The sequence below is a fragment of the Mesobacillus sp. genome, assembly GCF_057785455.1.
On sequence record NZ_JBYNSB010000033.1, the window covers coordinates 84,124 to 100,044 of the forward strand.

The 15,921-nt window shown below is 43.5% G+C and carries 13 protein-coding genes and 1 riboswitch; of the genes, 12 read left to right on the top strand and 1 reads right to left on the bottom strand.

Features of this window, described 5'->3' with window-relative positions; genetic code table 11:
- Positions 1-86 precede the first annotated feature (86 nt).
- The 11 genes from AC3EBE_RS13000 (at position 87) to AC3EBE_RS13050 (ending at position 13,919) form a co-directional block, all read left to right on the top strand.
- Complete coding sequence (locus AC3EBE_RS13000) at positions 87-1,292, top strand: hypothetical protein (RefSeq protein ID WP_488595460.1); 1,206 nt, start codon at positions 87-89, stop codon at positions 1,290-1,292.
- A 132-nt stretch (positions 1,293-1,424) separates the two neighbouring features.
- Complete coding sequence (locus tag AC3EBE_RS13005; protein ID WP_488595461.1) at positions 1,425-2,375, top strand: NAD-dependent epimerase/dehydratase family protein; 951 nt, start codon at positions 1,425-1,427, stop codon at positions 2,373-2,375.
- A complete protein-coding gene (locus AC3EBE_RS13010) occupies positions 2,320-3,291 on the top strand; it encodes a lysylphosphatidylglycerol synthase transmembrane domain-containing protein (RefSeq protein ID WP_488595462.1) in 972 nt (323 codons plus the stop codon). The genes AC3EBE_RS13005 and AC3EBE_RS13010 overlap by 56 nt, the downstream gene beginning before the upstream one ends.
- Entirely contained in the window at positions 3,288-4,754 is a 1,467-nt protein-coding gene (locus AC3EBE_RS13015) for an alkaline phosphatase family protein (RefSeq protein WP_488595463.1), read from the top strand. Before AC3EBE_RS13010 ends, AC3EBE_RS13015 begins: the two co-directional genes overlap by 4 nt.
- A gap of 1 nt (position 4,755) precedes the next feature.
- Complete coding sequence (locus tag AC3EBE_RS13020; protein WP_488595464.1) at positions 4,756-5,538, top strand: glycosyltransferase family 2 protein; 783 nt, start codon at positions 4,756-4,758, stop codon at positions 5,536-5,538.
- Positions 5,539-5,585: 47 nt separating this feature from the next.
- Positions 5,586-6,338 (top strand): hypothetical protein, encoded by a 753-nt coding sequence (locus AC3EBE_RS13025; protein ID WP_488595465.1) that lies wholly within the window; start codon positions 5,586-5,588, stop codon positions 6,336-6,338.
- A gap of 36 nt (positions 6,339-6,374) precedes the next feature.
- Positions 6,375-7,289: an FTR1 family iron permease gene (locus tag AC3EBE_RS13030; protein WP_488595466.1), complete on the top strand. Its 915-nt coding sequence runs from the start codon at positions 6,375-6,377 to the stop codon at positions 7,287-7,289.
- A gap of 107 nt (positions 7,290-7,396) precedes the next feature.
- On the top strand, positions 7,397-8,857 hold the full coding sequence (locus AC3EBE_RS13035) for a hypothetical protein (RefSeq protein ID WP_488595467.1): 1,461 nt from the start codon (positions 7,397-7,399) through the stop codon (positions 8,855-8,857).
- Positions 8,858-8,873: 16 nt separating this feature from the next.
- A complete protein-coding gene (gene uvrC, locus AC3EBE_RS13040; protein ID WP_488595468.1) occupies positions 8,874-10,646 on the top strand; it encodes an excinuclease ABC subunit UvrC in 1,773 nt (590 codons plus the stop codon).
- A gap of 70 nt (positions 10,647-10,716) precedes the next feature.
- Positions 10,717-10,895, top strand: a riboswitch (Lysine riboswitch).
- Between the two features lie 394 nt (positions 10,896-11,289).
- Positions 11,290-12,522, top strand: coding sequence for an aspartate kinase (locus AC3EBE_RS13045; protein ID WP_488595469.1), 1,233 nt, complete (start codon positions 11,290-11,292; stop codon positions 12,520-12,522).
- A gap of 362 nt (positions 12,523-12,884) precedes the next feature.
- Positions 12,885-13,919: a nuclease-related domain-containing protein gene (locus AC3EBE_RS13050; RefSeq protein WP_488595470.1), complete on the top strand. Its 1,035-nt coding sequence runs from the start codon at positions 12,885-12,887 to the stop codon at positions 13,917-13,919.
- Positions 13,920-14,001: 82 nt separating this feature from the next.
- Here AC3EBE_RS13050 and AC3EBE_RS13055 read toward each other — a convergent pair whose 3' ends face one another.
- On the bottom strand, positions 14,002-14,457 hold the full coding sequence (locus AC3EBE_RS13055; protein WP_488595471.1) for a YslB family protein: 456 nt from the start codon (positions 14,455-14,457) through the stop codon (positions 14,002-14,004).
- Between the two features lie 853 nt (positions 14,458-15,310).
- On the opposite strand from AC3EBE_RS13055, the gene AC3EBE_RS13060 reads away from it, so the two are divergent.
- On the top strand, positions 15,311-15,919 hold the full coding sequence (locus AC3EBE_RS13060; protein WP_488595472.1) for a succinate dehydrogenase cytochrome b558 subunit: 609 nt from the start codon (positions 15,311-15,313) through the stop codon (positions 15,917-15,919).
- The last annotated feature ends 2 nt before the right edge of the window (positions 15,920-15,921 follow it).

Here is a 15,921-nt window from a genome sequence, read left to right on the forward strand (position 1 = left end):
GAAAATCATTCTCGTTTATAATTACAACTGTCAAATGAAAACGATTATCAATTATAATTTTACTTATTACATAGGGGGACACAATAATGAAGAAGAAGCACCTGAAAAGTATCTTTGCCAGTTTTTTAATGGCCTCTGCAGTCCTGGCTGCATGCAATAGCGGAGAGGAAACAGCTGAAAAACCGAAAGAGCAAAAACAAGCGGAAACTGACACCAAGGCTGAAGAGCCGAAGGAAGTTAAAGTAGAAGATACTGATGCAGGAAAACAGACAGCTGTTTATAAAGAAATCAAAGAAGAGCTGGAAAAGGCAGAAGAGGGACAAGAGGTAAACTGGGATACAGTACAGGAAAAATATGAAGCCGGGCTTCAGAAGGAGCTGGCAGAAACTACCCCGGAATTCGATCAGGCTATCCAGGCTGCCATTGCTGCCGGGAAAAGTGGAGAAATGGATGCAGTAGTTGCCTATGAATTAATAGACAAAACGACTCAATCCTATTTTTATCAAAACCAAAAAGCATTGCAAAAGGAAGCTGTCGCTGCTTTGACGGAAGACAAAAAGGATGAAGCCAGCCTTGCTTTTATGCAAATTAAGCATCTCGCAGAAACAGTCTTTATCCCGACAGCAGAAAAGCGTGACAGCTATTACGAGTTAAGCGGGGATGCAAGCATTGCAGAAAACATCAATTCTGGTTTGTCTGCACAGGAGGAAGCATTGAATGCCGGAAATGCAGAAGACTTCCAGGTTTACCTGCAGGTAACGGATAAATCCATTTACAGAAGCTACTATCTTGCAGCAAAATCCTATGCTGAAAAGATTGAAGCAGGTGCAAAAGAAGGCAAGGACAAACAAGAATTGTCAATCATGCAGGCTGAAGCATGGGGGTTCTATCAGGCAATTAAAGGCTCCCTTGGCGGAGGGGACGAAGCTGCTGCAGCTCAGCTGGATAAAATCTTCACATTGAATACGACAGACCCTGCTGCGATCAAAGCTTCAGAAACAAATGCATTATTCGCAAAAGCGGTCATTGGCAAGATTCAGGGTTACTATGAAAAAGCACCACAGCTACTGGCTGAAGACAATGCAGTTGAAGCAAAAGCAGGAGCAATGGAAGGAAATATGTTCCTGAAAATGCTGCAAGGACAACTGAATGAGAAGCTGGGTGAAGAGAAGGCAAATGCTGTCTTCACTGATGCTGAAGCCTGGTACACTGCGATTGCTGAAAACAATACAGAAGAAGCCAAAGCAAAAGGTGAGCCTGTGTTGACAGCAATTAATGGACTGGTTCAATAATAGTGGTGAAGAGTCGCAGTGATGCGGCTCTTTCTTACATATGAAACAAATACTAAAAAAGACCAAAACTAATAGAATGGGCATGTACTATGGTAAAATGGCTTTTGTTGAGGAAAAAGTGAGGTGTTAACTTTGAAAATACTGATTACAGGAGGAGCAGGCTTCATCGGCAGCCATTTTGCTGTAAAAATGCTTGAGGAACAGCATGAGGTAGTCATACTGGATAATCTTCATCCGTATTATCCTCCTGAGAGAAAGCGCCAGCATCTTGATATAATAAAGGAAGCTGGGGAGTACTCTTTTTATCAAAATGATTTGCTGGACCGCGAAGAAACAATCGCTTCAATAAAGCAAATATCCCCTGATGCCATTGTCCATCTCGCAGCATTGCCCGGAGTGGCTTACTCTATCCTTCGGCCGCTTGAATATATAGATTTTGATGTAAAAGCAACTGTAAATGTGCTGGATGGAGCTGCCAAGGCCGGCGTTAAGCAGGTCATTTTTGCATCCTCTTCTTCTGTTTACGGTAATATCAAGAATATTCCCTTTAAAGAGGATATGGCCTCAGGAAAACCGATATCGCCATATGCAGCCTCAAAGTATGCTGCAGAGTCATTTTGTCATGTATATGGCCACCTATACGGGCTGGATATCAAAATCCTCCGTTTTTTCACGGTATATGGACCATGGGGGAGACCAGATATGGCGATCGCCAATTTTATCAAGAAGCTTAAAAATGGTGAAGAAATTACCGTTTTCGGCCAGGGCGGCTCAAGAGATTATACATATGTCAGTGATATAGTGAATGGCATCAGCCTCACTTTAACAAATCTCAAAGGAAGTTCAATTTTAAATATAGGATCAGGAAGGCCTGTTTCTATGGATGAGCTTTTATCAGAGCTTAAAAAGCATTATCCTGATATGAAGGTGAAGCATGAAGGTGAGCGTGCCGGGGATGTTGACCAGACATGGGCAGACATTTCGCTTGCTGCAGAAGTGCTGGGATATGCACCTAAGGTCGATTTTAGTGAAGGAATTGAAAAAACGGTTCGCTGGGCTGAACAATATGAAAAATTCCTTTAAAAAGCTAATCAAACCAGCAATTTCAGTAGTGCTTATCACCTCTTTTCTTATGCTGACATGGTTCTTTCTGGATGCCGGGAACCTGTTTGCAGAGATAAAAATGCTAGCCTCAAGACCCATTGTGCTTTTGCTGATATTTCTCAGCTATTTTCTTGCGTTCCTGGCAAGGGGAATTGCCTGGAAAATGTACCTGAAAAACAGGGCGAGCCTGAAAACCTGCATGTATGGCCTGTTTTACAGCTTGCTGTTAAATCATATTCTGCCGGTTAAAGCCGGTGATCTTGCAAGGATCGGGATTCTGAAGGCAAGGGAATCAAGGATACCAGCTGATGAAGCCTTCCATAGTGTAATTGTTTTGAGGCTTTTGGATACTGCTATTTTATTCTTGATGGCTTTTGCCGGCCTGGCGTTCTTGGAGCTGCCAATAAATGCGGCTCCCTTAATTCCTTTTATCGCTGGGGGAGTAGCTGTATTTTTAATGTTGCTAATGATATTCAGGAAGTTTTTCATCAAGCATTTATATCTATTGAAAAGTGCATTCTCAGGTTGGCGTGGGTTATCGATACTAGCATTGACCCTTATCAGCTGGATACTTGAAGCCGCTGTGATTTATGGAGTTGTCCTGAATGGCAATAACGACTTCCATTTTATTCAGGCTGTATGGGTGAACAGCATAACGGTTGCCGGCCAAATCTTCCAGATTACGCCGGGCGGGATCGCCAGCTATGAAGCTGTGATGATTTTTGCCCTCGGTGCTGCGGGGCTGGGAGCTGAAAAAGCTTATTCTGCTGCCATCATCACGCATGGATTAAAATATATATTTACCTTTATTGTCGGTGCTGCAGCCTTGGCTGCCTTTCCTGTGCCGATACATTTACTAAAAAAATGGACAAGAGAAAGGGGCAACGAATCATGAAAAGTGCTTCTAAATTCGAAAAATTCGCGGCCCGATGCTGGAATCTGCTGAATGAGGGCAAGCCTTTCACGCCTATCTTCACCGTTGGTACAATGCTATTATTCCACCTCGGTGATTTAAGCAGCACTGAAAGGATTGCAGATTTGCTGTTAGCGATGCTGACGATTCTTCCGCTGTTTGTTATCTATTTTATTTATGATTTTCCTTTGTTTTTGAGAAACTATCTATGGATTCCTTTTATAGTCTTTATCACCATTTGGCCCAATCTGAATATTGGTCTGCTGTTCTTTGCTGCCGGCCTTTATTTTTTCTTTACAGTTTTTTTCTGGGGAACTCTTTACTATCATTTAAGAATCGGGACTTCATGGCTGAACTTTACGAGATTCTGGAAGCTTGTCCTGAAAAATAGTGATTCAACAAGCGGAAATGCCCAGGAACAGCTGCCGAAGGTATTATTGCTCTTATCAATATGGGAGCTTTCCTACAATATTTTAGCAATGAGTAAAGGAATGGATTATACAAACCTAGGTCTATTCTATGTATTTGTGTTAGTCTTCACTTTTATCCTTCATAAGTATTTATTTGATTGGAAGCCAAAAGCATATGAAACCTTCACGAAAGATACCGGTCCGGACATTCCGGAAAATGGCCTTTCGGAAAAGGTTATCGTCATTGTTATTGATGGAATGCGAAAAGAGCGGTTTTATGAAGCGAATACTCCATTTCTGGACAGCTTGAAAGAGAATGGCACAGAATATTTAAATATGGAGACACTTTATCCTGCCCGCACCGTCGTATGTTTCAGCTCGATGTTCACAGGGACCTATCCATTCGAGCATGGAATCACCTCTAATATGGTGTGGAGACTTGGGATTAAAACTGAAAGCATATTTGATTCCCTCAGAAAGGTAGGCAAGCGGGGAAGACTGCTGGGAATAGCCCATCTTGTCGATGCCATGGGCAGTGATGTCGAGACTGTCACAGCGGTTATGCACAAGGACAAGGCAGATCCCAATATGCTTGCTAAAGCAAGGAAAATCATGAAGGAGCAGGATCCAGACTTGTTTATCGTCCAGATGATCGGGACAGATCAGGTAGGGCATAGCCGCGGCGTCCTTTATGAAGATTATATTGAAAAAATTGAAGAAGCTGACGCGCTGATTAAAGATTTTGTCCAGTGGCTAGAAGCTGAAGGCAAAATGGAGAATACCACACTCATCATCTGTGCGGATCATGGACAAGCAGATGGGATTGGCGGGCATGGACATCTTGATGAAGGAGAAAGATTTGTGCCATTTTTCATGCATGGCCCTCATATCGCCAGAGGCAATAAAGTCCAGGAGAAGCACAGCCTCGTATCCATGGCCCCGACTATCTCCTATTTGCTCGGTGCCCCTTACCCGGCGAACAGCAGAGGGAAGGTCTTAATGGATGCAATCACAGAACAGAAGGAAGAGAAATGATTTGAGCAAAATTATCGTATTTTTGCCCGCTTTTAATGAAGAAGAATCCATCGGGGAGGTCATTGGAAATATTCCGCGTGAATTTGCTGGCGCGGAAGCAGTTGAGGTCCTTGTCATTGACGATGGCTCAACAGACGAGACGGTTTTGGAAGCAAAAAAAGCTGGAGCAGACTATATAATCAGTTTTGAAAAGAACCGCGGACTTGGCGCCGCGGTTAGAACTGGAATTGAAGAATGCTTTAAGCTTGGTGCCGATGTGGGAGTAATGATTGATGCCGACGGAGAATATCCGGCTGTGCAAATCCCCGATCTGGTGAGGCCCATTCTTGAAAATAAAGCAGATTATACAATGGGATCCCGCTTTATGGGCACAATAAAAGGCATGAAATTCCACCGCAGGATGGGAAATTATTTTTTCACCTTCCTGCAAACCCTGCTTTTACGAAAGTGGCTTTATGACGGACAATCAGGGATGCGTGCCTTTTCACGTCCGGTGCTGGAGCATGCGGAAATCATCCATGATTATAATTATGCGCAGGTACTGACGCTGAACCTTGTGCGCAAAGGCTTTCGGGTAATGGAGATACCAATTCAGTACCAGGTCAGGACGACGGGAACTTCTTTTATCTCCTTCCGAAGGTATATGACAAACGTTGTTCCGGCTGTATTTCGAGAAATGTCCAGGCCTGTAAAAAAAGCAGCAGCCAAACCCGGCCAAGTCAGTTACCAGCATAAAAGCAGTAAAAATAGTGACAAAAAAATGACGATTATCAAATATGATTGACATTCAAAATGATAATCATTATCATTATCATTGTAGGAGGGAAACAAATGAAAAAGGCTATATTTTTTTGCTTTTCACTGATACTGATTCTCATTAACGGCAATCCACAGCCGGCAAGCGCCTATTCATACGGAGATCCGAATGAAGAGAAGGTTGCTGAGGTTTATAAGGAAATGCAGTTGAAATTAGATGAAGACCCTCCGAATTTTTCGGCGGCAACGTCCCTGTTTGAAACAGTGAAAGAAGAAGTTGACATGCACATGGGGACAGAACCCGGAGAAGTTATTATGAAAAGCCTCAAGGCTGAAGACAAGGAAGCGGCCATTGATAACATGGAAAAGCTCCTCGTTTTGAATATTGCGAGAAGACTTGAAAGTATTGAAAATAATTTCGACGAGTATGACACTTCCAAAAAACTTCTGGCGAAGGGTTTTGCTACATATCAAGCGTTATCACCTAAGGTAGAAGCAAACAATGCGGAAGCAGATAAAAAAATGAAGGCTGATTTTGATGCAGCTCTTGCAGCCCTTGGAAATCCAGGACTGTTCGGAGTTGGCAAGAAGCCATCAGACATAGAAGCATTTAAAAACAGCAAGCAGGACATCCTTGATTCTCTGCAAAAGGAATTCAATCTTGCGAGCCTTGAAGTCGGCCACTTCACAGATACGGTTGAAGAGGAAGGCACGGGAAAGAAAGAATGGACAGATCTATCCAATGTCCGAAACTGGATTCCCATTATCATCATTGTCGGCATTATTGCAGCAGTAGTTTTCATCGGCATTAGAAAAAGAAGAGCATAAAAGCTAGACCACACCTTGGAGAGGGGAGTATAGGCTATGGAAATACAAGCATTATTGATTACATTTCGTGAAGTATTGGAAGCGTTATTAATCATCGGGATCATCACCACATACTTAAAGAGGATGGATCACTCCAAATATACGAAGTATGTCTGGCTGGGGGCAGGACTGGCAGTGCTGGCGAGCGTTGGCGTCGCGATCCTGTTCCAGGTCGTCTTCACTGGATTCGCAGCAATGGGCAGTGAGATTTACCTCAAAATAGGAATCATGATTGTTTCCACAGTCCTTCTGACACAAATGGTGTTCTGGATGGCAAGCCATAGCAAAAATCTGAAGGGCAATATGGAAGGGAAAATGAACAAATTCATTTCAACCGGAAATATTGTCGGTATGGTCATCCACTCCTTCCTTGTTGTATTGCGTGAAGGAATTGAAACTGTATTCTTCTTCGCTGCAATCACGGGCGGTAATATCGGAGCTGCGATGCAGGGCTGGGGAGCTATTACAGGAACATTGATTGCTGTCGTCGTATCCTATATGTTCTTTAAAGGAACAATGAAGGTGAAGCTAAAAACCTTCTTCCAGCTTACTGGTGCATTCATCATTTTGATTTCAGCAGGCCTTCTTGTACAGGCGATTTCCATGATGCAGGATATCAACCTGATCGGCAGTGTCATGCCGCATGTGTATGATATTACATGGCTGATGCCAGAGCACCCGATCGATTATGCCCACTATGTTCGCGACAATGGAGTCGCCCCGCTATTATCAGGGGATGTTGGAATCTTTTTGAAGGCATTGTTCGGTTATTCATCCATGCCATCAATTGAAGAAGTCATTGCTTACATCGGTTATTTTGCAGGTATCTTCCTTCTTACTTCCTCAAGAAGCACGAAGAAAGAAAAGGCAGCCGATCAGCAAGTCAATGTTTTGAAGCCTCAGGTGAAATAACGAAAAAACAGATACTGCTCTCTCCAAAAAGTACAGGGAATTTCCTTGTACTTTTTTCATACGCAAGGAGTCTGCCTTGCGGAATTAAGATAGTTGGTGAATGAAAAATGTCATATATGATATGGAAAAATTCAGTTGTATATATGGCCGGACTGGCAGCAATCCTGTACGTGCTCTATGTCCAGCTGAATTATCTTAACCCCTTTGCTGCTTCATGGGATCAAGTAGACTTTTCGCTTGCATTGGAAAGATATGATCTTAGGGCTATGCAGCCGCATTTCCCTGGCTACCCCTATTTCATATTGGGCGGAATGCTCCTGAAAGGGGTTGCCGGCCAGCCTCAACAAGCCCTTGTGCTATTCAATATCCTGATTTACGCTAGCTCGATCATCCCAGTATTTTTTCTGGGTTCCAGGTTGATATCCCGTCCGCATGCGTTCCTTACAGCCGCTTTGATCTACACAGCAAGCTACCCGCTTGTGATTGTAAATGAACCGATGTCTGAAGGGGCAGCACTCGCTGTTTTCTGGTGGTATTTTTGGAGTATTGCAGTCGCATCTGAAAAAGAACCCGGAAAATGGACGCTGCTGCCATTGCTATTATTCAGCATCCTTCTTGGAGTCAGACTAAGCTATATTCCAATGGGTGTTGGAGTGCTTTATCTGCTTATTAAGAAGTGGAGGGACGGGCAAATCAGCTTGGCGGGCATTATCAAATACACGGCAATCGCCGCAGGATTTCAGCTCATTTGGGTTGCCGCGCTGGTTTTTTCAGAAGGAGGCATCACTAATTTTCTTGAGCTTGCCTTTGGATTCACCGGAGGCCATTTTCAGGATTGGGGCGGCACTACTGCTTCCAGCGAGCTCTCCTTTTTTATGAGGTTAAAGATTTTTTTGTTTACCAATATTTTTTGGTGGGGAATATTTTCAAGAACACCTGTTTTGGTGGTATTATATATAGTTATCGGCATATTTATTTTTTTGCCTGGTAAAAATGGCCGGAATTATCCCGGGCAGCCTTTTGCACTGGGAGCCATCATGTTGCTTGCTTATGGCAGCTGGGCATTTTTTGCGCAAAACATTGATAAGCCAAGGCATATCCTACCGGTTGCGCTGCTGATATTGCTGCTGGGAATGTTTGCTTTTTTCAGGAAGCGGGAGAGCTTCTTTGCCGGAGTGATGATTCTGGTACTTGTTATTGCCCAGGCAATGACCGCGGCAAGTCTGGTGAAAAAACAGGCCGTCGAACAGCCTGCTGTCTACCAGCTGGCCAGTTTCCTGGAAGACCAGGAGGGAGACTTCGTTTTATACACCTGGGAGGAAACGAGAGTGCTTGAGTATCTGGATATGCCATTCCCTCATAAACGGGTGTACACTTACAATGTCTTCCTCCATGACATGGACTTATACAAAGGCCGAACGGTCTATTTGACTGGCAGTGTAGTACAAGGTTTTGAGGCGCAGGGCATTGATATGGACGGCAAGGTGAAAAAATTTAAACAATTCGATTCTGATAAAGTCTTTGATCCAGTCTATCATGAGATTATTTTATATAAATGGATACCATAGCAGGAGGTGAAAAAGGATGAACGATAATATTAGAAATAAATTGGCGCTTCTTCCGGCACAGCCAGGGTGTTATTTGATGAAGGACCGGCAGGGGACGATCATTTACGTAGGGAAAGCCAAAATCCTGAAAAACAGAGTCCGTTCCTATTTTACCGGCTCGCATGATGGCAAGACGCTGCGCCTTGTGAATGAAATAGAGGACTTTGAGTATATCGTTACCTCCTCGGATATGGAGGCGCTTGTCCTTGAAATCAATCTGATCAAGAAGCATGACCCTAAATACAATGTCATGCTGAAGGATGATAAATCCTATCCATTCATCAAGCTCACCGCCGAGCGCCATCCTAAGCTGATCATTACCCGCAAGGTAAAAAAAGACAGCGGCAAATATTTTGGGCCTTATCCAAATGTCCAGGCAGCAAATGAAACGAAAAAGCTACTGGACAGAATCTATCCGCTCAGGAAATGCTCTACCCTTCCTGACCGAGTATGCCTCTATTACCATATGGGCCAGTGTCTTGCTCCGTGTGTGAAGGATGTAAGCAGGGAAGAGTACAAGACGATCACGGATGAGATCACTCGCTTTTTGAATGGCGGCTTTAAGGAGATTAAAGCCGATTTAACATCGAAAATGGCTGCCGCAGCCGAGGATCTTGATTTTGAGCGGGCAAAGGAATTCCGTGACAAGATTGCCCATATTGAAGCAACGATGGAAAAGCAGAAGATGACGAGCACAGATTTTACCGACCGCGATGTGTTTGGCTATGCAGTCGATAAAGGCTGGATGTGTGTCCAGGTATTTTTTATCCGCCAGGGAAAATTGATCGAGCGTGAAGTTTCTATGTTCCCGCTGCACAATGAACCAGAAGAAGACATCCTTTCTTTCCTTGGCCAGTTTTACTCAAAGACTGAGCACTTCAAGCCGAAGGAAGTTCTTGTCCCAGAAGGCGTGAATACTGAAATGGCAGAGGCGCTGCTTGAGGTGAAAGTGCTCCAGCCGCAGCGTGGCCAGAAAAAAGACCTTGTCCGCCTGGCATCCAAAAATGCAGGCATTGCTTTAACAGAGAAGTTCTCGCTGATTGAACGCGATGAAGAGCGGACTATCAAGGCAGTCGAGAACCTCGGGCAGCAAATGGGCATCTATACGCCGCATAGAATTGAGGCATTCGATAACTCGAACATCCAGGGAACTGACCCGGTATCGGCGATGATCGTATTTATTGACGGCAAGCCTGAAAAAAGGGAGTACCGAAAATATAAAATCAAGACAGTCAAGGGACCGGATGATTATGAATCGATGCGCGAGGTCGTGAGAAGGCGCTATTCAAGAGCCCTGAAGGAAGGGCTTCCTCTTCCGGACCTGGTCATAATCGATGGCGGTAAAGGCCATATCGAATCGGCGCGCGATGTGCTGGAAAATGAGCTTGGGCTTGATATCCCCCTCGCCGGGCTGGCAAAGGATGATAAGCACAAGACATCACAGCTGTTATATGGGAATCCACTGCAGATCATCAGCCTGCCAAGGAACAGCCAGGAGTTTTATCTCCTGCAAAGGATACAGGATGAAGTCCACCGCTTTGCGATTACGTTCCATCGCCAGCTTAGGGGGAAAAGTGCTTTTCAATCATTGCTTGATGAGATTCCGGGCATTGGCGAGAAGCGGAAAAAAGCATTGCTGAAGCATTTTGGCTCTGTGAAAAAAATGAAGGAAGCGACCATCGAGGAGCTGGCGGCGGCTGGATTGCCGGCAGTAGTTGCACAGGAATTGCACACAAAATTGCAAAACTAATAGTAGCATTCTATTTTTTTGTGTGCTATAATGAGGAAAATTTCATATTGCTATCACTTTAGAGCATTAAAGTGAAGATAGAGGTGCGAGCTTCAAGAGTAAAAGCCTGGAGAATAATAGGATTCCGGGAAGGGCTTTGAAAGGGGACGTTCGCCGAAGTGGGGGAGAGCCTATATTTTTTCCCGCTGGTCCTTCGTTGAATAAACGCTGGATTGTCAAGATTTGCCGTCTTGGAGTGCTATCTCATGTTGCAGCGTATATACACGTTTATAAAGCAATGGGAGCCACTCTCATTGCTTTTTTGTATTTGGCTCTGTTAATGCTGAATGCTGGTTTTTAAACCCTGCTGATTGGAGTGGATGGCGCGAAGACTCCTTCGGGATGAAGCGGGCAGGTGAGACCCCGCAGGAGCAAAGTGACGAGGAGGCCCAGCGCACGCCCCGAGGAAAGCGAAGCGCCTGGAACGAAAATCTACAGCCTAGTTTAACAGAGCTTTGTTTTTAAAAGGCAATTTTCTTTGAATCTGTGAAAACAGATTGTCATGCAAATCAAGCCTTAGGGAAAAAATACATATGCGGCTAATCCATGAAGCTCTTTTTTAGAGGCAGAAAAAATAGAAAGAAAAGGCAGGGGAAAGGAAATTATGGGATTAATTGTACAGAAATTTGGCGGAACATCGGTTGGCAGTGTTGAAAAAATCAAGAATGCAGCCAGCAGGACTGCAGAAGAATTGCAAAATGGAAATAATGTGGTTGTCGTCGTTTCAGCAATGGGTAAAACAACGGACCATCTGGTCGATATGGCGAATGAAATCTCCACCGCTCCATCAAAACGAGAAATGGATATGCTTTTGACAACTGGCGAGCAGATCACGATTGCCCTTTATTCAATGGCGCTGGCGCAAATGGGAATCGAAGCTGTTTCCTATACCGGCTGGCAGGCGGGCATCAAAACTGAAGCAGTGCATAGCAACGCTCGAATCCTTGATATCGAAACAGACAGGATTGCTGGCGATTTAAAGGACGGCAGAGTTGTGATTGTGGCTGGCTTCCAGGGAGTGACAGATGACGGCCAGATCACGACATTGGGCCGCGGCGGTTCTGATACAACGGCTGTTGCATTGGCAGCCGCTTTAAAGGCTGATAAGTGTGATATTTATACAGACGTCACCGGTGTGTTTACAACAGACCCAAGATATGTGAAAAGTGCAAGGAAGCTGCTGAGTGTTTCTTATGATGAAATGCTTGAGCTTGCAAACCTTGGAGCAGGCGTGCTCCATCCGCGTGCGGTGGAATTCGCCAAGAACTATGGACTGCCGATCGAGGTAAGATCCAGCATGGAGAGAGAAAGAGGCACGATCATTGAGGAGGAGATTGGAATGGAACAGAATTTAGTAGTGCGCGGAGTCGCGTTTGAAGACCAAATCACGAGAGTATCAGTCCTTGGAGTGAGCACATCATTGAAAGGACTTTCCACTATTTTTACAACATTGGCCCAGCATCATATCAACGTCGACATTATCGTCCAAAGCCGCACAGAAGCTAACACTGCCAACATTTCTTTTTCCATCAAGAGCAATGATCTGGCTGAAACTTTGGATGTATTGGACAGTAATAAAGAAGTGCTGAACTACAAGGAAATTGAATCTGAAACAGGCCTTGCGAAGGTGTCGATCGTAGGATCCGGAATGGTATCCAACCCGGGTGTAGCAGCCAAGATGTTCGAAGTGCTTGAAGGCAACGGCATCCAGGTGAAAATGGTCAGCACATCCGAAATCAAGGTATCAACCGTACTTGAAGAGGAGCAGATGGTTCATGCAGTAGAAGCCCTGCACGAAGCGTTTGAATTGTATTCAGAGTCAGTGAAGACGAAATAAGTTGTGGATTGGAAAGCCTTCCGGGTTTGGGGGGCTTTTTTTGTTGGGATTTGGGGTGAAAATCGGGTAGAAAATTGGTTGGAAATCGGTCGGAAATCGCTTACTGGTGAATAAATCTCTTTTACTGGTGAAAAACCTGTTCCTACTAGTCAAAAAACTTCTCCTACTAGTCAAAAATCCTTTCCTACTGGTGAATAAATTTTCATACCTCCTTAAAACACCTTTCTACTATTGAGAAATCCAAGTTTACCTGATCTAAATAATTGTTTTGTCAAAGAAAGTTCAAGATTGTGATTATATGGGGGCAGGAATCTAAATATTTTTAAAGAATTCTTATGAAAAATACCGGAGGAGGGATTCGCATGATTGTAAAAGATAGAATTTATCCAATTAGATTGAGAATGTATGAGGCATTATTAAGCAGACTTAAGGAAAATTGTCCGAGAAGGGGGGAAATTGAGGAGGATTACAAAGGCTGGTGGGCAGGGTATAAAGGGGAACTGCAAACGGATTACCGTTTAAGCTTCTTGCCCGAAAAAGATTATTGGATTATTAGAGATATAAGGCTGCAGGATGGCACATGGCATTTCCAGATTGACACCCTCATAATAACCCATCGGTATATTCTTCTCATTGAGACAAAAAACTTCTCGGGTACCATCTTCTTTGAAAAAGATTCCGAGCAAATGATCCAAACAAAGCAAGAGAAAGAAAAGGCATTTGATAATCCAGTGATTCAAGTCAAAAATCAAAAATGGCATCTTAAGAGATGGCTTATAGAAAACAATTTCAAAGTCCCTCCCATCTATACCCTGGTTGCCATCAGCAATTCCGCAACGATAATTAAAACCAATGATCTTAAACTTTATAAGTATGTTATAAAAGGGGATATCCTTGTCGATAGAATCAAGAAAATGGATAGCTCTACTTTAAGCGACTTCTTTACAGAAAAGGAAATTAAAAAACTCTCCAAAACCCTCGTCAAAAAACACAAGCCACACTACCCTTCGCTGCTCTCTAAATATTCACTATCATTAGCTGACCTTCAAAAGGGAGTTCGATGTCCTTCTTGCTCTGCTTTTGGAATGGAGCGGTTGAAACGTAAATGGGTTTGCTCTCATTGCTCAATTCACTCTAAAACTGCTCATTATACAAGTGTGATTGATTATTTTCTTCTTATCAGCCAAACTCTAACAAATTCGGAAATGAGTAAATTCATCCTGTTAGAAAATTCGCGAGCTATGGGAAATATGCTGTCAGCTATGAAGCTTCCAATAGACGGTTGCACTAAGGGCCGGATTTACAAAATGCCTGAAGATTTTGAGGCTCTTGTCCAATGGGCTCAAGAAAAACGTAATTTAAACCATACTTCTAAACCAAAAAAACCAGAGAAATAAATTTCCCTGGCCTCGCCGCTAGTGTTAGCAATATAATTCCTCTACTTGCACACTGAATTCAAAATCCTTCAGTGACCGTTACTCATTCATTAATAAAGTCGTTTTTGTCCCATTTGATGGTGAATTGAATGCGGAATGAACGCTTATTGGGGTGTTCGAAGGCTTCTGCTGTTGCTTTCTTTTGCAGCTCGATTTGCTGTGCGAGAAAGCCTGCCTCAAGCTGGAATGTGGTGTTGGGATTATTTTTTAAACGAGAGGAAATCAGCTCGCTGCCAAGTTCCAGCACCATTTCTTTTCGTGTTTCTTCCTTGATTATCAGTCTGCCCCAGCCTGCATCATGGAAAAAACGGATGGTTTCGTCCAGGTCGGCCAACGGGTATTTCCGGGCAAGGCGTTTTCCTGCCCAATAAAGAATTTCTGCGGTATCTTTGCCGAGCAGCTCGGGAATCAGGATCTCCCTCACAAGCTCATAGCCAAATTGGGAAACGGTAAGGGCCTCGCTTCCAGCTTGCTGCTCTGAAGTTGTTAATTCACTCATATTTTCCCCTCTTTCTATGATTCTATTATAAACAATTTGCTAAAAAAACAACCAGGGATTCTGTATTTCATTACTGTTAAATTTTAGTTTTGTTCCGTGATTGCATTGGCATTTTGGTTTTTATAAAGGCTCTGTTTAACAGGGCGGTTGATTTCCGTTCCAGGCGCTTCGCTTTCCGCGGGGCTGGCGCTGAGCCTCCTCGTCGCTTTGCTCCTGCGGGGTAAAATGAACCTTCTTTCGGTTCATTTCTACCTAGGTCTCACCTGTCCAGCTGCGCCCGCAGGACATTGAATAGGCTTCTGCGAGTTTACCCACGCACGATGGAAATGCGGTAGCATTTTCGGAGGAGTCTACGCGCCTTCCACTACAATCAACAGGGTTTATACTTCATCATGCAGCATTAACAAAGCCTATGCAAGAATCATTTTCCACTGATGGCAGTCTGCCCAGGTCCAAAGTATTGCAGGCACATTAGAAATTTTATTGGATTTTTTTCATGTTAATACCATACCCATTTTCTTACAGGCTAAAATTTTCACCTGCAAAAAAAAATGAATCGTGATTATATAAGACAATACTATTATTTTAATATACTCTTGCAGACGATAAAATAATTAGAAAGTGGCATTTTTACAATATCAATATATTTAAAAAATTTTCGTTATATAAGCATTTTTATGTATCCGTTTTCTTGACGCTCTATTATGATGGGAGTAAAATGAACATGTCACATAATTGTAAGATTTGTTTATTTGTTTAGTAATTTGATGTTGGGTTTATTCGATCTGTAAGGTTAATAGGGTTAGGGAGAGAAGCCTGGACATCACGGCCAAATTTCAAGGGGGGTATACATATGGCAGGTAAACAAGAGTTTTATTGGCGGAGGCTGCACTCGCTGCTGGGTGTCATTCCAGTAGGTCTTTTCCTTACGCAGCACCTTGTAGTCAACCATTTTGCTACGGGGGGAGAAGAATCATTTAACAATGCGGCTCATTTTATGGAGCAGCTGCCTTTCAGGTATTTTCTAGAAATTTTCATCATCTTCTTACCATTATTATTCCATGCAATCTACGGACTTTATATTGCTTTTACAGCTAAGAACAATATAGGCCAATATGGATATTTCAGGAACTGGATGTTCATGCTTCAGCGTGTGTCCGGTGTCATCACACTGATCTTTGTCGCATGGCACGTCTGGGAAACACGTATCGCGGCTGCGTTTGGTGCAGAAGTGAACTTCCAGATGATGGAGACGATTCTTGCTGAGCCATTCATGCTTTGGTTCTACCTGATTGGTGTCATTTCTACTACTTTCCACTTTGCTAACGGATTGTGGTCATTCTTTGTAAGCTGGGGTATCACGGTTACGCCTCGTGCACAGGTGATTTCCACTTACATCACTATCGGAGTATTCATTGCGCTATCAATTGTGGGTGTGCGCGCAATCTTGGCATTTGTATAAAT

Excerpts from the sequence above, each read along its gene's own strand:
- AC3EBE_RS13000 (WP_488595460.1), top strand. The coding sequence starts at position 87 with ATGAAGAAGAAGCACCTGAAAAGTATCTTTGCCAGTTTTTTAATGGCC.
- AC3EBE_RS13035 (WP_488595467.1), top strand. The coding sequence starts at position 7,397 with ATGTCATATATGATATGGAAAAATTCAGTTGTATATATGGCCGGACTG.
- AC3EBE_RS13025 (WP_488595465.1), top strand. The coding sequence starts at position 5,586 with ATGAAAAAGGCTATATTTTTTTGCTTTTCACTGATACTGATTCTCATT.
- AC3EBE_RS13050 (WP_488595470.1), top strand. The coding sequence starts at position 12,885 with ATGATTGTAAAAGATAGAATTTATCCAATTAGATTGAGAATGTATGAG.
- AC3EBE_RS13015 (WP_488595463.1), top strand. The coding sequence starts at position 3,288 with ATGAAAAGTGCTTCTAAATTCGAAAAATTCGCGGCCCGATGCTGGAAT.
- AC3EBE_RS13055 (WP_488595471.1), bottom strand. The coding sequence starts at position 14,457 with ATGAGTGAATTAACAACTTCAGAGCAGCAAGCTGGAAGCGAGGCCCTT.
- AC3EBE_RS13060 (WP_488595472.1), top strand. The coding sequence starts at position 15,311 with ATGGCAGGTAAACAAGAGTTTTATTGGCGGAGGCTGCACTCGCTGCTG.
- AC3EBE_RS13045 (WP_488595469.1), top strand. The coding sequence starts at position 11,290 with ATGGGATTAATTGTACAGAAATTTGGCGGAACATCGGTTGGCAGTGTT.
- AC3EBE_RS13030 (WP_488595466.1), top strand. The coding sequence starts at position 6,375 with ATGGAAATACAAGCATTATTGATTACATTTCGTGAAGTATTGGAAGCG.
- uvrC (WP_488595468.1), top strand. The coding sequence starts at position 8,874 with ATGAACGATAATATTAGAAATAAATTGGCGCTTCTTCCGGCACAGCCA.